The organism is Bacteroidota bacterium (assembly GCA_017303975.1).
Lineage (GTDB): Bacteria > Bacteroidota > Bacteroidia > JAFLBG01 > JAFLBG01 > JAFLBG01.
Window position 1 is genome coordinate 1 of record JAFLBG010000021.1, and the last position, 23,504, is coordinate 23,504.

General features: G+C 32.4%; 23 protein-coding genes. 10 read left to right on the forward strand and 13 right to left on the reverse strand.

Annotated elements, in window-relative coordinates; genetic code table 11:
• A partial coding sequence (locus J0M08_08405; GenBank protein MBN8703072.1) for a hypothetical protein occupies window positions 1-843 on the reverse strand: 843 nt, incomplete at its 3' end.
• A 36-nt stretch (window positions 844-879) separates the two neighbouring features.
• On the reverse strand, window positions 880-1,506 hold the full coding sequence (locus J0M08_08410; GenBank protein ID MBN8703073.1) for a hypothetical protein: 627 nt from the start codon (window positions 1,504-1,506) through the stop codon (window positions 880-882).
• A 104-nt stretch (window positions 1,507-1,610) separates the two neighbouring features.
• Between J0M08_08410 and J0M08_08415 the strand changes: the two genes are divergently transcribed.
• Complete coding sequence (locus tag J0M08_08415) at window positions 1,611-1,967, forward strand: phage holin family protein (GenBank protein MBN8703074.1); 357 nt, start codon at window positions 1,611-1,613, stop codon at window positions 1,965-1,967.
• A gap of 101 nt (window positions 1,968-2,068) precedes the next feature.
• Window positions 2,069-3,487, forward strand: a complete 1,419-nt coding sequence (locus J0M08_08420) for a redoxin domain-containing protein (GenBank protein MBN8703075.1) — start codon at window positions 2,069-2,071, stop codon at window positions 3,485-3,487.
• 3 nt (window positions 3,488-3,490) lie between these two features.
• On the opposite strand, the gene msrB is transcribed toward J0M08_08420, so the two are convergent.
• The 6 genes from msrB to asnB form a co-directional block, all read right to left on the reverse strand.
• Window positions 3,491-3,904, reverse strand: a complete 414-nt coding sequence (gene msrB / locus J0M08_08425) for a peptide-methionine (R)-S-oxide reductase MsrB (GenBank protein MBN8703076.1) — start codon at window positions 3,902-3,904, stop codon at window positions 3,491-3,493.
• Between the two features lie 151 nt (window positions 3,905-4,055).
• Window positions 4,056-4,598 carry a CAP domain-containing protein gene (locus J0M08_08430; GenBank protein ID MBN8703077.1) on the reverse strand — a complete coding sequence of 181 codons (543 nt, stop codon included), beginning with the start codon at window positions 4,596-4,598 and terminating at the stop codon, window positions 4,056-4,058.
• 71 nt (window positions 4,599-4,669) lie between these two features.
• Window positions 4,670-5,395, reverse strand: coding sequence for a GLPGLI family protein (locus J0M08_08435; protein MBN8703078.1), 726 nt, complete (start codon window positions 5,393-5,395; stop codon window positions 4,670-4,672).
• Window positions 5,385-8,117: an outer membrane beta-barrel protein gene (locus J0M08_08440; protein MBN8703079.1), complete on the reverse strand. Its 2,733-nt coding sequence runs from the start codon at window positions 8,115-8,117 to the stop codon at window positions 5,385-5,387. Before J0M08_08440 ends, J0M08_08435 begins: the two co-directional genes overlap by 11 nt.
• Before the next feature lie 61 nt (window positions 8,118-8,178).
• The gene (locus tag J0M08_08445; GenBank protein ID MBN8703080.1) at window positions 8,179-9,285 is read right to left on the reverse strand and encodes an N-acetyl sugar amidotransferase; all 1,107 of its coding nucleotides are present in this window, start codon (window positions 9,283-9,285) and stop codon (window positions 8,179-8,181) included.
• A gap of 25 nt (window positions 9,286-9,310) precedes the next feature.
• Entirely contained in the window at window positions 9,311-11,170 is a 1,860-nt protein-coding gene (asnB, locus tag J0M08_08450) for an asparagine synthase (glutamine-hydrolyzing) (protein MBN8703081.1), read from the reverse strand.
• Window positions 11,171-11,314: 144 nt separating this feature from the next.
• Between asnB and J0M08_08455 the strand changes: the two genes are divergently transcribed.
• Together J0M08_08455 and J0M08_08460 are read left to right on the forward strand one after the other, a co-directional pair.
• A complete protein-coding gene (locus J0M08_08455) occupies window positions 11,315-12,772 on the forward strand; it encodes a GWxTD domain-containing protein (protein ID MBN8703082.1) in 1,458 nt (485 codons plus the stop codon).
• 36 nt (window positions 12,773-12,808) lie between these two features.
• Entirely contained in the window at window positions 12,809-13,837 is a 1,029-nt protein-coding gene (locus J0M08_08460; protein ID MBN8703083.1) for a glycosyltransferase family 2 protein, read from the forward strand.
• Here J0M08_08460 and J0M08_08465 read toward each other — a convergent pair.
• Entirely contained in the window at window positions 13,826-14,245 is a 420-nt protein-coding gene (locus J0M08_08465; protein ID MBN8703084.1) for a 3-dehydroquinate dehydratase, read from the reverse strand. The genes J0M08_08460 and J0M08_08465 overlap by 12 nt on opposite strands.
• A gap of 69 nt (window positions 14,246-14,314) precedes the next feature.
• On the opposite strand from J0M08_08465, the gene xerD reads away from it, so the two are divergent.
• From xerD to J0M08_08495, 6 genes are all read left to right on the forward strand, one after another.
• Window positions 14,315-15,229, forward strand: a complete 915-nt coding sequence (gene xerD, locus J0M08_08470) for a site-specific tyrosine recombinase XerD (GenBank protein MBN8703085.1) — start codon at window positions 14,315-14,317, stop codon at window positions 15,227-15,229.
• Between the two features lies 1 nt (window position 15,230).
• Window positions 15,231-15,572 (forward strand): hypothetical protein, encoded by a 342-nt coding sequence (locus J0M08_08475; protein ID MBN8703086.1) that lies wholly within the window; start codon window positions 15,231-15,233, stop codon window positions 15,570-15,572.
• Window positions 15,573-15,580: 8 nt separating this feature from the next.
• Window positions 15,581-17,938, forward strand: coding sequence for a tetratricopeptide repeat protein (locus tag J0M08_08480; GenBank protein ID MBN8703087.1), 2,358 nt, complete (start codon window positions 15,581-15,583; stop codon window positions 17,936-17,938).
• A gap of 31 nt (window positions 17,939-17,969) precedes the next feature.
• The gene (locus J0M08_08485) at window positions 17,970-18,860 is read left to right on the forward strand and encodes a 3-hydroxybutyryl-CoA dehydrogenase (GenBank protein MBN8703088.1); all 891 of its coding nucleotides are present in this window, start codon (window positions 17,970-17,972) and stop codon (window positions 18,858-18,860) included.
• Between the two features lie 104 nt (window positions 18,861-18,964).
• The gene (locus J0M08_08490; GenBank protein MBN8703089.1) at window positions 18,965-19,648 is read left to right on the forward strand and encodes a T9SS type A sorting domain-containing protein; all 684 of its coding nucleotides are present in this window, start codon (window positions 18,965-18,967) and stop codon (window positions 19,646-19,648) included.
• Window positions 19,649-19,680: 32 nt separating this feature from the next.
• Window positions 19,681-20,877, forward strand: a complete 1,197-nt coding sequence (locus J0M08_08495; GenBank protein ID MBN8703090.1) for a class I SAM-dependent rRNA methyltransferase — start codon at window positions 19,681-19,683, stop codon at window positions 20,875-20,877.
• A gap of 84 nt (window positions 20,878-20,961) precedes the next feature.
• Here J0M08_08495 and J0M08_08500 read toward each other — a convergent pair whose 3' ends face one another.
• The 4 genes from J0M08_08500 to J0M08_08515 form a co-directional block, all read right to left on the reverse strand.
• Window positions 20,962-21,213, reverse strand: a complete 252-nt coding sequence (locus J0M08_08500; GenBank protein MBN8703091.1) for a type B 50S ribosomal protein L31 — start codon at window positions 21,211-21,213, stop codon at window positions 20,962-20,964.
• A 117-nt stretch (window positions 21,214-21,330) separates the two neighbouring features.
• Window positions 21,331-22,191 carry an RNA polymerase sigma factor RpoD/SigA gene (locus tag J0M08_08505; protein ID MBN8703092.1) on the reverse strand — a complete coding sequence of 287 codons (861 nt, stop codon included), beginning with the start codon at window positions 22,189-22,191 and terminating at the stop codon, window positions 21,331-21,333.
• A 293-nt stretch (window positions 22,192-22,484) separates the two neighbouring features.
• Window positions 22,485-22,865, reverse strand: a complete 381-nt coding sequence (locus J0M08_08510) for a DUF1987 domain-containing protein (GenBank protein ID MBN8703093.1) — start codon at window positions 22,863-22,865, stop codon at window positions 22,485-22,487.
• Window positions 22,866-22,880: 15 nt separating this feature from the next.
• Window positions 22,881-23,435, reverse strand: a complete 555-nt coding sequence (locus J0M08_08515) for a SiaB family protein kinase (protein ID MBN8703094.1) — start codon at window positions 23,433-23,435, stop codon at window positions 22,881-22,883.
• Window positions 23,436-23,504 lie beyond the last annotated feature (69 nt).

A 23,504-nucleotide genomic window follows, 5' to 3' on the forward strand; every position in this document is an offset into this window, starting at 1 on the left:
GTTTGTTTTGCTGTTATCTACTACAACTAACTCTCCATTTACTTCTTTTGTTTCAGGTTCTTTAAACTCATAGCTAATTGCTACTCCTGTAAATTCTTTTTTAATTTTCTCAAAATCATTCTTCACACTTATGCAGGCAGGGTCTTCTTTACAGGCATCAAGCACAATTAATAAGTCATACAGTATAGCTTTCTGCTCTCCAATTCTTTGATTTAAGTTTTCATCCACCCTCTCTCCAGCTACTTGAGTAATTAAATATGTACCTTCCAGCCATGCGCCACAAGCCATTAAAACACTCATGTTTGACCGTTTTTGTTCGCGCAAATAGGAATCCATATTGTTAAAGCAATTCGTTGAAATAAGTAATAATGAATCAGTATTTTTTTTGCTTTGAGCCAATCTTTTTAATGTGTTAAAATCGAAAAACTGCCCTACTTTTATTTCATCTGCTAAATCTCTCACTACATTTAGATAGTCTAAAGCCGAGTAGGTTTTTTCGTAAATATTAATATATCCTAAATCGGCACCATATAACCCAATAGCCAACGCTTTTTTGCCATTTGTGTTGTATAAGCTAGCGTTACTTGATGGGTTAAGTAATAAATTATTGTAATCACTACCTGATTGTTTAATCAAAGATGTTATTTCAACGGGAGAAGGAATAGATGTTATAATTTCATCCATCGATTTTTGAGATAAATTTTTTGTGGAATCATTCCCAACAGAGAGCAATGAATCAGAAACTAAAGCGGTACTCTCATCTACCTTTTTATTGCCGGTACAAGAAATTAAAAATACAGTAGCAGCAACAAAAAATGCAATATTTATTCTTTTATATATCATAATCGTATTGTTATTGTCAAATTAAGTAAATCCTTTTTATTCAGCAAACTCATCTACTGTATTAAGGTCGTATCGTTTATTAGGGTCTTTAAATATTCTACCAAAATTAGTTTTCAACCCAATAGTTGCCATCATCCAATTGGGAGCTCCGAAAGTAATTTTAAGCTCCGTAAAAAAGGCAATTGGACCAATAGCTTTTTCAAATCCAATGCCAACATGCAATCCTCCCAAAAAAATTAAGGTATCGTTTTTGGAATTGTTTATATAATCGTAACGCCTAAAATCGCCTTTCGGATTTTTAGGTCTGTTCCATTGACTAGCTGAGAAACCTTCAAATATATATAACACATCCGTTTCTCCATATTCCATTAAAGCGTGCAACACACTTAAATCCAAATACAATTCGTTAACGGTTTTCTGACTGGTACTATCAAACTTAAATAGATTAGTACCGCTAAAAACAATTTTCCAATACGGAGAAAATTGCAAATATGCACGTCCATTTATCCCTCCCAAAGTTTTGAACGCCAATGCTCCTCCTCCTCCAACACCAAAGCGTCCGCGACTATTATCAAACTCCGCCTTGCCAAATTGAGCAGCTAAAGGCTTAGAAAGAAAAATAGTAGTGAAAACAAATATGGATATTAATAGTTTTTTAGTCATTACTTGCAATGCTATTTCAAAAGTAATTAACTTTAGGCAATAAGGTGTTTTTATCGACCTTAATTATATGATACTAACGCAAATATCTGTTTAAAAAGTATTTTATGCGATTTATTTTTCAACTTACAATTTCTACATTAGCCATATTTGTAACATCCTTGCTATTACCCGGAGTTCATGTTGACACTATTCTTACTGCAATAATTGTTGCTGCGGTTTTGGCTTTCTTAAACTCGGTTGTTAAGCCATTTATGATACTTTTAACTATACCAGTTACAATTTTTTCGTTTGGCATATTTTTACTTTTTATAAATGCATTTGTAATACTAATTGCCGACAGAATTGTGGATGGATTTGAAATAGATGGATTTGGATGGGCATTTTTATTTGGAATTGTGCAGTGGGTAGTTACTATTGTATTTGAGAACCTAAACAATACTAATCTTCCTAAAAACGAGTAATAAAATTCATTGTTAAATTTTGTTAATGCTCAATTAGCATGATTCGGCTATATTGATTGTACAGCCTAAAAATGTTACTTTTAACTATAAAATTTTCAACTATGTTTTACTCATACAAAAAGACAATATCTCTATTTATACTTGTTGCTCTAACTCAATTAAGCTTTGCTGCTGCACCAGGTACCAATATTAAGATTAAAATAAAAGGAGTAAAAGACACTTTTTGTTTATTAGCCAATCATTTTGGCGACAAGCAATACATACAAGATACCTTAAAAGTAGATGCATCGGGCAAAATGAGTATTACTAAAAAGGATGGCAAATACGATGGTGGAATCTATTTAGTTGTTGTTCCTAATAAGAAATATTTTGAGTTTATAATGGACGAAACTCAAAATTTTACAATAGAAACAGATACGGCAGATTTAGTGGGAAAGATGGTAATAAAGGGCTCGAATGAAAACATGCTATTTTATGATTACTTGAATTTTATTAATCAAAAGCAAAAAGAAGTTGAACCTCTAAAAAAGGAATTAGATAAGCACAAAGCCAATAAAGATTCTGCAACAGCACTTCAAGCCCAAATAAATGAAATTGACAAACAGGTTTCTGATTACAAAAAGAATTTTAACGAAAAAAATCCAAATACTTTTGCCGGTAAATTGTTAAAAGCAATGACAGATCCTAAAATTCCGGAAACACCTATTTTGTCTAACGGAAGAAAAGATTCTACTTTTGCATATCGTTATTACAAAGCCCACTTTTTCGACAATATAGATTTTACGGACGACAGACTTGTTAGAAGTCCTGTTTATCATGGCAAACTAAAGCAATATTTTGAAACTATGGTGCTTCAGCATCCGGATTCAATAAATAAAGAAGCTGATTTTTTATTAGAGAAAACCAAAAACTCCAAAGAGTTATTCAAATATACTGCCCACTACATTACATATACCTACGAAATTTCCAAAATAATGGGAATGGACGCAGTTTTTGTGCACATGGTAGAAAAGGTTTACCAACCTGGATTAGCTTATTGGGTTGACTCTACTTCTAGAGCAAAAATGGTAACAAGAGCCATTACATTAAAACCATTATTAATAGGTAAAAGAACCCCAAATCTTATTTTGGCAGATACTAACATGAAATTGATAAATCTATCGGATGTAAAAGCTAAATACACCGTATTAATTTTTTGGGATTATGATTGTGGACACTGTCAAAAGGAGGTTCCTAAGCTAGCCGAATTTTATAATAAAGTAAAGGATAAAGGTGTTGAAGTTTACTCTGTTAGTACAGAATACGATGCCGAAAAATGGAAAAAATTTATTCGAGAGCATAAGTTAAATTGGATAAATGTTTGGGATCCATACCATCAAACCAACTTTAAAGCTACCTATGATATAACAAGTACTCCGCAGATATACATACTAAATGATAAAAAAGAAATCATCGCAAAAAAAATAAATGCAGAGCAGGCAGAAACGATGATTACGAATTACTTAAAGCCCAAACCGTAGTCTTTACTTATTCTTCTCGAAACGAAGTGCAGCGGAGTTTATACAAAACCGAAGATTAGTTGGCTTTGGACCATCATCAAAAACGTGTCCTAAATGTGCATCACAGCGGGCGCATAACACTTCAGTTCTTACCATTCCGTAAGATGTATCTCGGTTTTCAATTATATAGTTTTTACTAATTGGCTGAAAAAAACTTGGCCATCCGGTACCCGATTCAAACTTAGAATCGGATGCAAACAAACCTAAATTGCAACAAACACAGTAATATATTCCCGTTTCATGATTGTTCCAATAAGTGCCGGTAAAAGAGCATTCTGTTCCACCTTTACGAGTTACTTGAAATTGCTCTGGTGTTAATATTTTTTTCCACTCCTCGTCTGTCTTTACAATTTTTTCTATTTTCAAATCAGTTTGCATAGTTGTTGGTTCATTAGTCGGTTTTGTTTGAGAACAAGCTGTATTTAGTAAAATAGCTAAGCACAAACTAGTTGCTAAATATGTTTTTGAAGCAGTAAGTCTATTTGATATACGCATTTTTTATAATTTAAAGTGGATAGCTCTCTCATTCTTAATTCTTAATTTCTATATAACCATCCAAATCGATTTCTGTTCCAAACCACACCAATGCATAATTTGCACTACATACAATACCCATACAATCAAACGAAAAGTTCTTCCATGGTCCACTATTTATTAGCACAGAGTTGTGACCAGGGCTGTTTTTCCAGGTATCTAAAACGTGTTTTATAGTAAAAGTGCTATCTGAATTAAAATACGCAATTTCATATCCATTCGATTTGTAATTTGTAAGCTCAGCAGGCTTATCCCACATTCCTTGCGCATTTCGATGGTCTTCGTAATAGTCAACCTGTTTCCATTTACTACTTTTCGACCAACTGTGTAGGTTACAGTTTTTCTTTATTTTACTACCATTTAATTGCAAATCTGCTGCATGTATTCTAGCTACCGAAGTAAGCGATTTTGAAATTTTTAACGGTTGCAATCCTTTAGAAATACGATACTCATTAATTGATGTAGCCAAGCTAATTTCTTTATCAGTTAAGGTATTATTGGAACCAACCAATAAGCAGAGTAATAAATAGAGCAACATATAACAATATTTAAACGAATAGAAATTGAAAAAATTATGTAAAAGAAAATAATTTATCTAGAAAAAAGTTCCTACCAAATATCAAACGTTGCCTTAATTAGTTCTTTGCCCCACTTGTTTTTCCCTAAATCTTTTTCCATTTTGGTTCGTAACTCTTTTGGAGTATAAATTTTACTTTTGGTTTTAGGAGGATTAATGTTTACTTCAGTAGGAGCTGTTATTTCAACTGACTTTGCAAAGTAAATAACACCACCATCTTCTGTTGCGAGTCCTAATATTGCTCCTGGCAATCCATTAAAACTTTCCGGACCGGTAGAAGTAATAATATTGTCGGTGTACCATGCATAAATTGTAGTACTATCATTGGCTTTCCAAAGTGCTTTTCGACACTCGTACCCGGCAATTTTACGTTTACCATCGGTAATCTTCCAAACACGTTTGGCAATAGTATCTTTCATGTAGGCTTTTTCGCCCCAAATATCTTTAATAGTTAATCGTGTATTGTTTTTAAAATTTTGATATACTATGTTTTTATCTGTAGCCCAATCCATTTTCTCTCTAAGCTCCGATTCTTGAGGTTTGAAGGCTGATGCAGTATCGTTAAAATACAATTCAAAAACATCAATTTTAATTTTTCGTTCTTGCTCTTTTAACCATTCTTTCCATTCTTCATCTTTGTACTTTTTTAATAAATTGGTTTTTCGTTCGTAAACAATTTTCCCTTTGCTCAATTGAGCAAACAGGCTACTAGAGCTTATAGCAAAAATCAATAGCAGCATTTTTATGTTAAAACTCATCCTCTTCCTCCTTTGTTTTACTACTGTTAAACTTATAAATAGCCTTCACTAAAAAATAACGAGCAATAATGTTTGTTTTACTATCTGTAATAACATTGCCCGAAACATATCTGGATACATTTATGTTCTGATTTAATATGTCATACACATTAACCGAAACAATAAAATTCTCATTCTTGAAAAATGTTTTTCCGATAGATGCATTTAACAATAACACATTTACATTAAAACCTTGTGCACGTTGTGTATTGAACGTATAAGATGCATCTGATGAAAGTTTTATTTTTTTAGGAAAATCAATAGAAAAAGCTCCTTCGTAAGAATAAGTTGAATAAGGTTTGTTGCTTAATGTACTCACGTCTGATTGTGGTATATTGTAGGAATAATTAGCGCCAACATCAAACGTAACTTTCTCAAAATTTAATGCGATATCAATGTTTGTATTATAGTTCTGTGTTAGTGTAGTATTTAAAACATTATTCAAGTAATTAATTTGCTTTGAATAGTAGCCATATAACTCTGGATTAATTGATAACACTTTTGAAAAAAATGGAAATTGTCCTCCCCCATAAAAATTAATTGAATAATTACCATCAATGTTTATAGGAGTAGTAACTGTTCTTCCTAAAGAGTCGAATGAAGTAGCATTATTAATACTATTATTTAGTGTATTAAAATCTAAACTAGCATAATAATACCTTCCAGTAAGCATTTTAAATGTATGATAGCTTACACTGAACTTCTGTTCGAACGTGGGTAAAAGATTCGGATTTCCTAACACAATTCTATTAGGATTGCTATTATCCGGAATTGGTTGAAGCTGATTAATTGTAGGTACTCTTGACTTTGTAGTATACTCAAATCCGAAAGAAGTGTTGTCATTAATTTTGTATCGGTAACGCACAAAAGGTAAAACGTTATTTACCGATTGATGTATGATTTGAGATGTAATAAAATTTTCGTTTGCCACAGAAATATTTCTTAGGCGTGTACCTAAAACTAATCGTTGTTTCTTAACATCATACACAAACTTAGTTCCAAATCTATTTGTGTAGCGCACATTTTCAAAATCATTCGAAAACTGCGTGTTTAGAAGCGTATATTCTCCGTTGAACTCATCAAATGTCTTTTTATCTTGTGTATTTAAATTGAAGCCAAAATCATACGTAAACTCTAATTTTACTTTTTTTGTTAGTGGTTCAATGTACTCAAGAGTAGCTTCGTGCAATCTGGAAAGAGCTACACTGTTTTTTACTTGGTCGAAATTTCCGGTAGGCAAAGTAGTTCCTGAATAGACTGTTTCTATTGTTTTTAGCAACGCTTCGGACTTTGCTTGAGAGTACCCAAACGTGTAATCGAAATTTATTTTTCGGTCTTCTTTCCTGAATTTTCTAGCAATACCTATGCTTGTATTTATATCATAATTTTCTCCTTTATTTGAATTACTAATTGCTGTTGTACGACCAAGAATATTTTCTACCGAAATAAATTGATTGGTTTCGTAACTTTCGCTTTTACTGGAACCGTAGGTAGCTTTAGGCGTAATTTCTATCCGTGTAAACGAGTCCAACTTTTGACTAATAGAAAAATTTATTCTGTGCGATTGAGATAATCGTTGGTTAGCACTTGTATTTTGGGTAGTAAAATTAGTATCTGTTAAAAACGTTTGTGTTTTAGTTTCATTGTTTTCGGTAAGTTGAGCGTTGTTATAGGCGTAATTAGAATTTATGGTTGTTTTGTCATTAAACTTATCGTTATAGTAAATGCCGGATTTTATGGTTCTTGGAATTCCGGATGTGCTGTTTTGGCTGCCATAATACATGCCTTCTTCTTCATCGTACCTCCCCATCTCTTCGTTTAAGCCGTACTTGTATGCATCGTTCCAATCAAATCCGGAGCGGGGTGTATTGTTTGTCATACTATAAACCGAAATTTTTTGCTTCTTTTTAAATTTATTAGCCAAAAACTCTCCTTCGTAAAATTTAGAAAAATCGGATGCGGCTGATGCTTTTCCAAAATAACCTTTCTTGGCTTCCTCCTTTAGCTTCAAATCAAGTATTTTCAACGTTTCTTTATCATCTTCTCCTGTTTGATTTTCATTTTTCTTTTCGTACACCTGCACCGATTCTACAGCTGTGGCATTTAAATTTTTGGTTGCAATTGTAGGGTCGGCACCAAAAAACTCATCGCCATCTACCAACACTTGATCTACATCTTTTCCTTGTGCTTTAATTTTGCCTTCTTTGTCTACCGAGATACCCGGCAACTTTTTGAGCAAATCTTCCACGGTAGCATTTGGCTTTACTTTAAATGAATCTGCAGTATATACAAGCGTATCGCCACGATAATACACAGGATCTTTAAATGCAAATATTACTACTTCATTCAATTGCATGTTTTTAGGAGACAATATTATTTTACCAAAATCAAATTCCTTGTTTTTTTCGCTTCCTACAATAAAATACGATTGTTCCGAAAATTTAGGGTGCGAAATAATTACTTGATACGTATCTATTGGTAATTTATTCATTAAAAAAACACCTTCGTTGGATGTTCTGGCAAATGCAACTAACGTAGAATCTTTAATCCTGATGGTCATTGCAACTGCATTTTGGAGAGGTGTTTTTTCTACTGTATCTAGCACCGTACCGGAAATTTTAAGATCTTGAGAGAAACCGGAAATGCTAAAAAGTATAAAAAAGAAAAAATAGAATCTTTTCATGAAGTAATGTTATACTACAATATAATGCAATTGGGGTAAAAAAGTAACACAAAAAAAGAAATTATTTGCCCAGCAAAGTCTTAATGGGTTTAATAAATGGCTTGAAAACTTTAATTACTTTAAAATAGCGATCCCAAAATTGTTGAATGTTTGGGTAGTCGGAATGCTTGTGAATAGGAGCTTTCATGTATTCATCGAAGGATTGCTCTGTAAAGCCTAGTTTTTTAATCACATATTCTTTATCCATTTTAAGCTGGGCTTCATCATACTTGGGTTTTGCAAATTCTGCTAGAGCTTCCTCTCGGGTAATTTGTCCTGAACAAATTAAGGTAGATAAATGGTATTGCCTTTTATCAATTTTGAATTTTTCTGGTAAAATATATCCTTGGTAAAATCGCGTAAAAATAGATTCGTAATGCTTGCCTCCATAATCTCGCCAACCAAATTCCTTTATAATAGTAGCTTTAGCTTCTGCTTTGTTGTAATCTACATAATCTAACAGTCTATATGATTTCGATCTATTTCGTGTAGCGTATATCCACTTTAGTACAGACATGTGTGGAAAAGTTTTCATGGGTACTCGCCCAAACTGTTTATGAATAGCTTTAATATTTATAATATCAACTTTTGAGTGCACCCAACTTTTCGGCAAATAGGTACCTTCCGTTACCAAATTATGCCCACTTAAAACATTCTTAATTTTGTACTTTTCTGCAATTTGATACATCAACACAATTAACGCATAATCATATGGAAGCTCGATATCAACAACACCTGCTTTAAAGAAAGACAATTGAATGTCTCTAAATTCTTCCCAATCCAATACATGGGTATGTAAATCAAATCCCGTATTTTTAATAATACCTTCAATATTTTTGACAGAAAGTTCCGAGTTCCAACCATTGTCGCAATGAACTAACAATAAGCGCAAACCAAGCTTCTTTGCAATGAATGCTAAATAGGTACTATCTACCCCACCACTTACCCCTAATACAGCATCATATTTTTCATTTGTGTTAGAATCTTTAATCTCTTTCACAATTCTATGTAAAGACCGCAATTTTAAGTCGTCATTCGGTAAAAGCTTATACGCTTCATCGTAAGAAATACAATGATTACAAACACCCAACTCGTTTAAAACCAAGTTTGGGTCGTTGTTACTATCCATTATACATTTAGTACAAACCTGCATGCTATTTTTTATTCATATTCAACCAAACTCCTAAAGAAAATTCTCTAAACTTATCCGATGAAAAATAACCATGCTGATTACTTATTTTACTAAAATCAGCTATTTCATCCGGAAACATTTGCATCAATTTACTTTGTGGAGTAGGAAATCCTTTTTTGTCTTTTCTGTACTTTATCTCCAAAGGCAACTCTTTTACCGATTCGCGCAAAATACATTTTTGCCAGCCATCTCGAATTTTAATCGAATCCGGAATTGTAAAACAATAATCAACCAACCTGTAATCTAAAAATGGATGCCTGGATTCTACGCTAAACGCCATTGCATCTCTGTCATCACATTTAACATACACAGGAATAGTATGCTCTGTTAAATCTCTAATTAATTTATGATTTAATGTTTTGTCGGCTTTCTCTGCCAACTCTACTCTATTTAACTTATTATTTGACTTACTGGCCAACTTTATATCATATTTAATGCTATTATAAACGAGTTTATGATAAAAAGAAGCAGGTTTTTCTTTCATTACAGAATAGGAGTTTGCTTCATTTAAATAGCTCCCAACTTTACCTTTCTTTACTAAAAATTTTAAGTAGGCATAAAAATGATGATGATAGCCTCCTAAATACTCATCTGCTCCTTGGCCGTTTATTAATACTTTAATCCCTTGTTCGTGTACTAATTTATACAACCTATATTGTGCATAAAACGAAAAGGTTTGTATTGGGCTATCTTGAAAATGTGTTTGTAAAATAAAATCATCTATCGTAAAAAATTCTAAGGGATTTACGGAGTGGTACTTTATTTTTAAATCGTCAGCTGCTATTTTAATAAAACTAGATTCATCTTCCGATGAACCAGGAAATACTACCGAAAAAGCATGAAATTTTTCGTTATTAGGCAGCAATGTCTTTTTTGCTATTGCAGTAACAGCTGTAGAATCTAAACCTCCGGAGAGTGCAAATCCAACCGGCACATCAGACCGTAAACGTAGTCGAATAGCATCCGTAAGCAGCCATTTAAATTGTTCGAAAATTTCAGCATCTGACTTCCCGTAATTTGAATGATTGGGTTGAATAGTGTAGTAACACTTTTGTGTTTCCGCTGAAATAACCTGTTGCTCTGTTAACGAAACAAAGGTGTAGTGAGCCCATTTAAACCTAAAAATATTTGTATAAAATGTTTTGTAATCGTAATCCAATATGCCTAGATCTGTAAATTTATTTATCACAGAACCAGATAATGTTAAGTCAACATTTTGGTAATGCACTATTTGCTTTATTTCCGAAGAAATTATGTGTTCTTGTGTTGTTGAATAATAATACAATGGTTTTACAGAAAATCTATCATTCGCAATAAATAGTTGACGCGTATTTTTATCATAAATAACGATAGAAAACATTCCATTAAACCGCGATAAACAATCTTTGCCCCACTTGTGATATGCTTTTAAAACAACTTCGGTATCTGTTTTTGTTCTGAATGAATAACCCAAGCCCTCTAACTCTTGCTTAATCTCCACATAATTATACACTTCTCCATTAAAAATAATCCAATTACCCGACTCCGAATCAAACATGGGTTGATGACCATTGGCGGATAAATCAATAATACTTAATCGCCTGTGCCCAAAAAGCAAATCTGCTGATTTATCTACATATGAATCTAAAGTTGTATTGCTATTTATCTCAGCAGGTGTTTCGTCTGTTTTCAAAATTTGAAATGTACCTGTTTTAGAGTTGATTAAAACAACCCCCTCTCCATCCGGACCACGGTGCTTAATAGATTTAAGAGATACTAAAGAAGTATTAATATCCTCTTTAGTTAAACCAGATGGTTTAAAATATGTTAGTATTCCACACACGCACTACAAATATATCAAACAAACCCTACTTATCAAGTAAAAGAAAGGGCTATTCATTCCCATAATCAACCGTTTATGAAGTTCTTAAAAGCAATTAAAGAATAATGGCTATTTTTAACTACAACAAGCAATAGATACCTTCAAATGAAAAAAATAATGTTTTTATTACTTTGTGCATCGCTAAAACTAATTGGCCAGCCGGAGGTTTACTTTAATTATGCCACATTTAACTCACCAACGAAAGGGCCATACATAGAAACCTATATGTCTGTTGTTGGAAAAAGTTTATTATTTAAAAAGAATACCAACAATAAATTTCAAGGCAAAATGGAAGTTGGCATTCTGTTTTTGCAAAATGAACAGATTAAAGCCTCCAAAAAATATATTTTAAACAGTAGTGAGCTGGATGACACCACTAATAAACCTATCATATTAGACCAACAGCGATTTTTATTGGAGCCTGGAGCTTACGAATTAGAAATTTCAAGAAAAGATTATAATAAGCCCAACTCAAAAGTATATGTAAATAAAATACCTGTTAAAATCTATTTTCCTTTGGATTCCGTCTCTATATCAGGCATTCAATTTTTAGAATCATATAAAAAAAGTGAACAGCAAGGAGAACTTACTAAGAACGGACTAGACATGATACCATATGTTTCCGACTATTTTCCGGACAACATGAGTACTATTAAATTTTACACAGAATTATACAATACGCAAAAAGCACTTGGGGTAGATGAAAAATTTTTAGTTTATTATTATATCGAATCGTATGAAGCTCAGAGAATACTTCCCGATTACTCCTCATTTAGTAAGCAAGTTGCAAATGTTGTAAATCCAGTATTAGCCGAATTTAAAATAGATAAACTTCCATCTGGTAACTATAATCTTGTAGTAGAGGTAAAAAACAAAAACAACGAAATTATACTTGCCAAAAAGCAGTTTTTTCAAAGACATAATCCTAATGTTGTTCCTAAAATAGAAGATATTGCTGCCAGTACATTGATTACCAAAGGCTCTTATTTCGAAAACCTCAATAGCAAAGACACGTTAATTGCTTACATTAAATCACTTAAACCTATTGCTACAGGTGCGGAGAAATCAATTGCAGAAAAAAAATTGGATGGGTACGATATTTCTATTCTAAAGCAATATTTCTTTAATTTTTGGGATACAAGAAATCACACTGAACCAGAAAAAGAATGGTTTGCCTACCACAAACAAGTTTTAAAGGTAAACCATGAATTTGGTACCCAAACACGAAGAGGTTATGACACAGACAGAGGAAGGGTATATTTACAATATGGCGAACCTAATCAACGCTCGGTTGTGAATAGCGAATCGGACACTTATCCTTATGAAATATGGCAATACTACCGAATTAATGGCCAAACAAATAAGAAATTTGTTTTTTATAATCCTGATTTAGCCTCAAACAACTACCAATTGATTCACTCGGATACTAGAGGTGAGGTGCGAAACGAGAATTGGCAAGTACTACTAAAAAAACGAAATAATATGCCATTTAATTTAGATACGCAGAATGGCAGCAATAACTATGGTGGCAATTCCGATGTTCTTTTTAAAAATCCTAGATAATTTTTTGTTTAACTTTAGCAACTCAACAAACGTATATTGAAAGTTGCGATAGTTATATTAAATTGGAATGGCAAGGCATTGCTAGAAAAATTCCTGCCCTCTGTAATTACCAATAATTGCAGTTATGCAACTATTTATGTTGCAGATAATGCCTCTACAGATGATTCTATATCCTTTCTTAAAACCAATTTCCCCCAAATTGAAATTATTTCGAATGCCGTAAATGGTGGATTTGCAAAAGGCTATAACGATGCTTTACGTAAAATTGATGCGGATTATTATGTTTTGCTTAACTCAGATGTAGAAGTTACTGCCAATTGGATAGAAAGCGTAATTGCTTTAATGGAAAGTGACAATCAAATAGCTGCTTGCCAGCCTAAAATTAAATCTTACAACAACAAAGATTATTTTGAATATGCCGGAGCAGCAGGTGGATTTATAGATAAGTACGGTTATCCTTTTTGTAGGGGACGAATATTTAATTCGTTTGAAAAAGATGAGGGACAATACAATGATGTAAAAGAGATTATGTGGGCTACAGGAGCCTGCTTATTTATTCGTGCCGATATTTATAAAAAAGTAGGTGGTTTAGATGAAGATTTTTTTGCGCACATGGAAGAGATAGATTTATGTTGGCGAATAAAAAATTTAGGTTGGAAAATTATGTATTGCCCCTACTCCACTGTATATCATTTAGGAGGTGGAACTCTATCTAAAATTAACCACCATAAAACTTATTTAAATTTTAGAAACAATTTATACCTATTGTGCAAAAATCATTCCTCGGAATATTTTAGAATAAAACTTTTTCTTCGGTTTATTTTAGATGGTATTGCAGCCATAAAATTTTTAGGTTCTTTGGAATTCGACCACTTTTGGGCTGTATTTAGAGCGCACATGAGTTTTTATGCTAATTTTTCAAGTGTATTAAGAAAGAGAAACGAACTTAAAAAACAGATTAAAACATACTCCACATCTGCTATTTACAGAGAAAGTTTGATTAAAGCATACTTTTTTAGAGGTGTACGTAAATTTTCCGAATTAAAGCAGGACTTATTTTACTAAGAAACTCTCTATTGCCAAGGAATACGAATTAAGTCCAAAACCCAAAATCAAACCTTTACAAACAGGCGTAATAAAGGAATTATGCCTAAACGATTCTCTAGATGCTGTATTAGACATATGAACCTCCACAACACTTGTTTTTATAGACGCTATAGCATCTCGCAATGCAATTGAAGTATGTGTGTATGCTCCCGCATTCAAGATAATTCCATCGTAAGTAAAGCCAACTTCTTGAAGTTTTGAAACAAGCTCTCCTTCTATGTTACTTTGAAAATAATCAATTGTATGGGCAGAATATTTTTGTTTTAACTCGTCTAAAAAAAACTCGAAAGATTTATCTCCGTATATGGATGGCTCTCGAACACCAACTAAATTAAGGTTAGGACCGTTAATGATTATAAAGTTCATATGTTCTATTTACAATTAAAAATGAAATTTAATTTATAACTTCATTTTAAAGTAAATCAAATTTACTAAATGGATTGGAACTCTGCTATAAATGGTTTTGTATCTTACTTAAAACTGGAATTATCACTTTCAGATAACACTATTGAAGCTTACGAAAACGACATTCGAAAACTACAAATTTTTTTCACAAAACCGGAATGTACCAAGCAGCCCAATACTATACTCTATCAAGATCTTCAGGAATATCTAGGTAGTTTTTACGAACTTAAAAAAGCAGCTACTACTCAAGCTAGAGCACTTTCCGGAATTAAAGCATTTTACAAGTATTTGCTGTTAGAGGGCGAACTTACTTCCGACCCTACCGAATTAATGGAAAGCCCTAAAACTATTAGACGCTTGCCTGATGTGTTGAGCGAAGATGAAATCAATAAAATGATTGATGCAATTGATTTATCCACAAAAGAAGGACATCGAAATAAAGCTATACTGGAAACTCTTTACAGTTGCGGGTTGCGAGTATCCGAACTGGTAAATCTAAAAATTTCTAATCTTCATTTAGAAGATGAGTTCATTCGAGTAATTGGCAAAGGCGATAAAGAAAGAATTGTGCCTATTGGCAGCTCCGCTATTAAACACATAAAAATTTACTTAGAAGAAAACAGGGTGCATCAAAAAGTAGCACAAAAATTTGAAAACTTTGTTTTTATAAATAACCGAGGCACCTCCTTAACCAGAGTAATGGTATTTACAATAATAAAGCGATTAGCTTTGCAAACAGGAATAAAAAAGGATATTGGACCACATACCTTTCGACACTCTTTTGCAACCCATTTAATAAACCATGGTGCCGATTTACGAGCAGTACAAGAAATGCTCGGACATCAATCCATTACAACAACCGAAATTTATACGCATATTGACAGAACGTATCTTAAGGATATGATTCTAAAGTACCATCCTAGAAATAAAAACAAACAAATTTAGTATGCATACTACCAAACGACCATTACTAATTTCTATTGCATGCATAATTGGCTATATATGGGTAGTTTTTATGTTTCCGTCTATATTCTCGCCTGCCATAAAACGAATGGGAAGTTGGATACCTGCTTTATATGGATTAGTAACAGCTTTAACATTTATTGCATTTGTAGGTATTTGGCACATGAAACGTTGGGGAGTCGAACTTTTTTTAGCTAATACACTATTAAAAGTATGCGTTGAGTTAATTTTTAAAGATGAAATTGGTATAGCAGGGTTATCATTATCGCTTATACTTTTAGCGGTTTTTATTGTATATTACAAACGCATGAATAAAAACTTGTAGTGTATTAAATGAATGCAACTATTAAAAATAAATCCCTACTATTTTTAGTACTACTCTTGGTAGCGTTTTCACTTAATACTGCCGCAAAAGCTTCTTTTGAAAAAAAATGCACCTCCGACACATGCCAAATAAGCATACTATTAGATAGCGCAAATTTTTTATTTAAAAATGGAAATCTAAAAGGAGCATCTAGTTTTGCCAACGAAGGACTTAGAAGAGCTATTAAGTTGGGTTTAGATAGCCTTGAAGCAGAGGCTTTTTATCTAATTGGCAAAATTAGCTTTAAACAAAACAACTATACATCTTCATTAACTGAATATAACAAAGCTTTAAAATTATTTCAAATTTTATTTACTTCTGGAGGCACCACTAAAACACTAAATTCAATTGGGATTATTTACGAAAGACAAAGTCAGTACCCTATTGCGTTGGAGTATTATAACAAATCGTTTGCGATCGCTGAAAAAAACAAAGATTACAATGCACAATCGATAGCACTAACAAACATGGGAATTGTTTACGAAAAACAAAACCAATTTTTTAAATCGTTAGACGCCTATTATAAAGCACTAGATATAAGTAAACGGGTAAATGACAAAGTAGGTCAAGCAAAAACTCTGATGGGAATTGGAATTATAAATAATACAGTTGGCAGCTTTCCAAAAGCGTTAGACTGTTATTTACAAGCACTATCCATAGCAGAAGAAACAAAAGAGAGTGAACTTATTGTTAGTCTTTTGCTTAATATCGGACTAATTCAAACTAAGCAAAAAAACTATGAGTTAGCTCTAAACTATTTTGAAAAAGCTTTGAAAAGTGCCAATGAGATAGATAACAAAAGAAGTATTTCTGATTGTTATAATCATATTGCATCAATCTTATATTACAAGAAAGAGTACTTAGAATCATTGAAATACAGAAAAGAGGCACTCTCAATTAAGATTCAAATAAATGACGAGAAAGGCATTGGTTTAACGTACAACAATATTGGAAATGTTTATAAAGATATTTCGAATGAAGATTCTGCTTTTTATTATTACTCAAAGGCTATGGAAATTGCCGAATCTATTGGCGATAAAAAATTAATTTCTACCACACATATTAATCTAGGAGATGTTTTTATCAAAAATGGGAAAGTGGCAGATGGGATAAAATTAATAAATGAAGGCATAGAAATTGCTGAATTAAAATCGTATACTGAAAATGTAAAAAATGGATATGAGATACTGAGTGTAGCATATGAAAAGCTTAATAACCACAAAGCTTCTTTAGCATCTTACAAGAAAGCTTCTGTATTAAAAGACAGCTTATCTTACTCCGAAAAAACGCAAGAAATGATGCGAAAATCAATGGAGTACGAGTTTGACAAAGAACAACAAAAAGCTATTATTGAAAGGGAACGTCTTGAAAAAGAAAACAAGGCCAAGCTAGAGAGCGAACAATTAAAAACTAAATACTTCACTATACTAACTTCGGTTGTTTTTGTTTTAATTTTAGTGATTGTAGTTTCTCTGATTAACACGCGCAGAAAGAATAGTATTATTGAATTTCAAATAACACGTGCAGAGAAAAATAAGAAAATAGTAGAATTACAAAAAAGGGAAATAGAAGAAATAAATAACGAACTTATTTCTTCTATCAACTACTCTCAAAAACTACAAATAGCTACACTTCCTAAAGTTGAAGACATAAGAAAGGTATTTGCAGATAGTTTTGTACTATACAAACCTAAATCTATTGTAAGTGGCGATTTTTATTGGTTGGCTGATACAGCTGATGTCGTTTATTTTGCTGTTGCCGATTGCACCGGACATGGTATTCCGGGCGCATTAGTTAGTATGATTGGAACTAATTTGTTGTCGAGCAGCGTAATTGAATTTGGAATTAAAAATCCTGCCGAAATACTAGATAAACTTACGGAACTCATAAAAATTTATTTTGAAAAAAGCGCTACAACAATAAGCGATGGTATGGATATTTCTTTGTGCGCTCTAAATAAGCAAACAAGAATTTTAGAATGGGCTGGTGCCAACAATCCTTTATGGATAATTCGAGATAAGAAAATAATAGAACTTACTCCAAACAAGCAACCAATCAGTAATTTTGTTGAAACTAAAAAATTTACGAATCACACGTTGCCACTTCAAGACAAGGATTGTATTTACTTATTTTCAGATGGATATGCAGATCAATTTGGAGGAGAAAAAGGAAAAAAATTTAAGTACAAACATCTTGCAGAAACATTGATTAATATGAATAATATTGCGATGAGTAGCCAAGGAAGTGAACTTGATCTTATTTTTGAAAAATGGAAGGGTTTAAACGAACAAGTAGATGATGTAACATTAATGGGAATTCGTATTTAATAAAATAGTAATAATCTAAAAATATGTATTTATGAAGAATATAATTGTAATAGGAAGTGGAACTATGGGAAATGGTATAGCGCAAACATTTGCCCAATTTGGTAATAATGTTTCTTTAGTAGATGTATCTCAAGATGCTTTAAATAAAGCGTTAGCAACTATAGCAAAAAATATAGACAGAATGATAGCAAAGGGTTTGGCAACAGAAGAAACTAAAAAAAGTACTTTGGGGAATATTAAAACATTTACCCAACTAAAGGATGCTATACAAAATACAGATTTAGTTGTTGAAGCTGCGACAGAAAACAGTTCGTTAAAACTTTCTATTTTCAAAGAGTTGGACAGCTTGTGCCCTGCACATACAATACTTGCTACAAATACCTCATCTATTTCCATTACAAAAATTGCTTCGGTAACCAAACGTGCCGACAAAGTAATTGGAATGCACTTTATGAATCCCGTTCCCATTATGAAACTAGTGGAAGTTATTCGAGGCTACTCTACTTCAAATGAAGTAACCGAACAAATAATGAATCTGTCAAAAAGTTTAAATAAAACACCTGTTGAAGTAAATGATTACCCGGGATTTATTGCAAACAGAATTTTAATGCCCATGATTAACGAAGCCATATACAGCCTTTACGAAGGCGTTGCAGGCGTTAATGAAATTGACACCGTTATGAAATTAGGAATGGCACACCCAATGGGGCCTTTGCAATTAGCCGATTTTATTGGATTAGATGTTTGCTTGTCGATTTTACAAGTATTACAAGACGGCTTTGGCAATCCTAAATATAGCCCATGCCCATTATTAGTAAATATGGTTACAGCAGGTAATTTAGGTGTTAAATCAGGACAAGGATTTTATTCTTATACGCACGGTACTAAGGATTTAATTGTTGCCAGCCGATTTAAGAAGTAGTCTATTAAAAGAGCACCATCTTCCCGCAGAAAATACAGATAAAGACTGGACAAAAGATATTATATTTTGTATATTAATACGTTAAAATTTAAATAATTAATACAATGAAAAAACTTTACACACTACTTTTCTTTTGTTTTAGTTTACAATTCTTGTTTTCACAAACAGATTTGGATAGTATTGCCATGATACCGGCAAACCCAACGAATAATGATGATGTAAAATTTGTACTATACATTACAAAGTCATCAGCCCCTTGTACCGGATGGACGAATTCTTTTATAAAAACAAATAACCATTTTGATATTACGGATTGTATCTATATAGACCCACTTGGATTAGGGCTCCCGGTTATTTGTAATACTACAGATACTGTAAATATTGGTATGCAAGCCCCAGGAAGTTATACCTATCAAGTTGTATTAAGACAAACAGGTCAAGTTGGTTGTGTGTCTAGTTTTATGCTCGATACATCTGCTGTTCTAAATTTTACAGTAGGAGCATTTAACTCCATTTCAGAAGAATCGCTTTCAAATGCAATAAGATTATATCCTAATCCTGCTACTAGCGATGAACTCGTTATTTCTGTAAACAATAAATTAGTTGGTAAAAACTCAAACCTTGTCTTTTACTCCATGCTTGGAAAAGAAATTCAACGAGTAAATATTTCTTCAACAAGCGGTAGGATTAAAATTAACACTAGTCATTTTGCAAACGGCATTTATTTGTATCGCATAGAAGATAATGACCTTAAAGGAAAAATAAACCGCCTGATTGTCTCTAAATAAACTACCTTTGACTCATTGAAAAATGAGTTGATATGAATAAAAAAGTAATTCTTCAAAACGGTAAAGAACAATCTTTGCTGCGTAAGCATCCTTGGGTTTTTTCGGGAGCTATAAAAAGTAAAGATGATGCTATACAAGATGGGGAAATAGTTGATGTTTTTTCTGTAAGTAATAAATACATTGGAAGTGGGCACTACCACAATGGATCTATAAGTGTTCGTCTTTTCTCGTTTGAAAATGTAGAGATAAATTCTCTTTTTTGGAAACAAAAATTAGTTAGCGCCTTTCAACTTCGAAGCATAGTTGGTTTAGCCAATAACAAATCTACAAATGCATATCGATTAATACATGGAGAAGGCGATGGTTTTCCTGGATTAATCATTGATATTTACAATGAAGTAGCTATTTTTCAGGCACACTCTATTGGTATGCATTTGCTTAAAAATACAATAGCTCCATTGCTTATTGAATTATTTGAAGGAAAGCTAAAAGCAGTATTTGATAAAAGTAAAGAAACATTACCTGCTAACTATTCCAACACAATCAAAAACGATTATATAGTTGGGAATATTCCTGATAACAACATCGTAATTGAAAACAACTGCAAATTTCATGTAGATTGGGTGGGTGGTCAAAAAACAGGATTCTTTGTAGATCAAAGAGAAAATCGAAAATTACTCCAAAGCTACTCGCAAAATAAGACGGTATTAAATACATTTTGCTATACAGGCGGATTTTCTGTTTTTGCCTTACAAGGTGGAGCAAAAGAGGTTCATTCTGTTGATAGCTCAAAGAAAGCAATAGAGTTGACAGAAAAAAACATTTTACTAAACTCGACCAAAGAAAACAACTTTTCCGAAAAACATACAGCTTTTGTACAAGATACATTTGACTATTTAAAAGATAAATCAAATCTGTACGATGTTATAATACTCGATCCTCCGGCATTTGCAAAACATCAAAATGCAAAACACAATGCTATAAATGGCTACAAAAGATTGAATGTTGAAGCTATTTCTAAAATAAAGTCAGGAGGAATTCTATTTACATTTTCCTGCTCACAAGTTATAGACCGTAAGATTTTTTATGGTACTGTAGCATCTGCTGCTATTGAAACTGGGCGAAACATACGAGTACTACATCATTTAAGTCAGCCTGCAGATCATCCTGTAAATATTTATCATCCTGAAGGGGAATATTTAAAGGGATTGGTATTGTATGTTGAATAATATTTTTGTATTATATAGTTAATAAATAAGCCCCATACAATTTTGTATGGGGCTTATTTATTAAAAGAGTATTAGCTAAAAAAATTAATCTTTCTTTTTATACTTAGTTCTAAATTTATCTACTCTACCTGCAGTATCAACTAATTTCATTTTACCTGTATAGAATGGATGAGACATATAAGATATATCTAGTTTTACAAGAGGGTATTCATTACCATCTTCCCACTTAATTGTATCTTTTGTTTCTGCTGTAGATTTTGTTAAAAAAGCATAGTCAATAGACATATCTTTAAATACCACTAATCTGTAATTTTCTGGGTGTATACCTTTTTTCATTTCCGTAATTTTTACTTATTCGTTTGCAAAGATAATACAATAAACTAAAAAAACAAAGGGTAGGAAACCCAAACCTACCCTTTGTTTAACCCAATTAAACAACAAACCCTACTTAGCTTACAAGTAACTTTTAAGAGCTGTCTTTCTTGCAGACATTCTCATTTTGCGCAATGCTTTATCTTTTATTTGTCTTACACGCTCTTTACTCAATTCTAAATGATTCCCTATTTCCTCCAAAGACTGGTATTTACTACCATCTAGGCCATAATACATACATATTATTCTTTCTTCACGTTTTGATAATCTACACAACATTCTTTGCAATTCCTGCTTTAAAGACTCATCCATTAAGTTATTGTCCGCTCCTTCTCCATCTGTACTTTCCAACACATTTACTAGTGTTCTATCTTCATCATCGTCTATTGGTTTATCAATAGATACTGCTTTGGTATTGTAACTGATAAATTCTGTTACTTCATCTGCATGCATCCCTAGCACTTGACCAAGCTCATCGCTTGATGGCTCTCTTTCATATTCCTGCTCCAACTTGGCCAAGGCCTTTTTTACTTTGTTCAAAACGGTTACCTTATTAGATGGTAAACGCACTATTTTCGCGTGTTCTTCAATAGATTTTAGTATTGTTTGTCTAATCCACCATACGGCATAAGATATAAATTTAAACCCTTTTGTAGCATCAAATTTCTCTGCTGCTTTGATTAAACCTACGTTTCCTTCATTTATTAAATCAGTCAATGGAACTCCTTGATTTTGGTATTGCTTTGCAACTGATATAACAAATCGCAAATTGCATTTTACTAACCTATCCAAGGCTTCCATGCTACCATTTTTAATTTCTTGTGCTAACTTTACCTCCTCATCTGCAGTTAGCATATCAATCTTACCTACTTCTTGTAAGTATTTATCAAACGAGTAACTTTCTCTGTTTGTAATTTGTTGGGTAATTGTTAGCTGTTTCATTTTAGTAGGTTTTAAAGGGTTAACTATTTATTTTTTGCTTTTAAAAATCCAACCATTTTAACTAAGATGTTTTATTTAGTATTGATGGTTGCATTTGGTTTTTGGTTCTTTAACGTACTACAATCGTTAAAGGTTATAGGTAACCACTACATTTAATTATTAAAAGTTTTAAAAAAACGAAACCTTTTATTAACAACCTGAAATTCAATTAGTTGAATTTAAAATAAATTAAAAAAAAACGAGATGTAGTTATATACTACACCTCGTTTTTTAATAAATTAGGTAAAATTGTGTTATTCTGCTATCTCAACCATTTTAAATGGCACATTAATAATAGCTTGGTAATCTTCTCCGGCTTCTAACATATCTTCATCATCAGATTCGTAGTGCCAGTTAATTACCACTTGGCTGCCAGACTTGTTTATTGATTCTAATTTTTTAAACACATCCAAAATACATTTAGATGAACTTGTATTAAAATATTCCAATTGAATATCAACAGCTGTAGCTGTGTTAGGTTTCATGGCATATTTTTCTAACCAATCAACCAATGGTTTGTAAAACTCAATTGAGTTTTCAGGAATTGATCTTCCTTTGATTAATAATCTTCCATTTGCTGAATCGAAGCTAATGGTTGGTGTTTTGGGTGTTCCTTCAATTGATAATTGTTCCATAATTGGGTCCTCCGTTTATTGAGATATTTTAATGTTCAAACTGAAAAATGAATAATTTTCGTCAACCGGTAAAAATGTATATTTTAATTTTTGTCCTGTTTTTCTTGCTATATCTATCATTCCAAGACCTCCCCCTCCTTTGTCTGACATTTGGCCATTGTCTAATACTTCTTTGTAGTAATCTTTTAGCTCTTCTTTGGTAAGGCTATTTACCTTATCAATTCTTGCTTTTAAGCCATCTACATTTTGGTTTTTTATATAATTGCCTGTTATAATAGTATATTCGTTATCAACCTTACCAACCATGAAAATAGCTGAACGAGCAGGTTCGTTATTTACTATTTCTGGAGCTTGAAGTTCGTCCATGTGATGATAAAGGTTTTGCAAACACTCTACTAACACATTATAAACCTTCTTTTTAATGCGAGGCTCCTCTTGCATATTATCAAGCTTAGACTCCATTATTTGCAATATGGATGTAAGAAGTTCTGAAGTGATATCTCCCTTGAATGAGAGCATAATATTATTACGCTCCATTTTATCATAAAAATCGTAGATATCAAACTTCATGAAATCTTAAGCTCTATTTTTCAATGCTTTGAAACAAATATAAAAGATTTTTTTTACCAAAAAAATTAT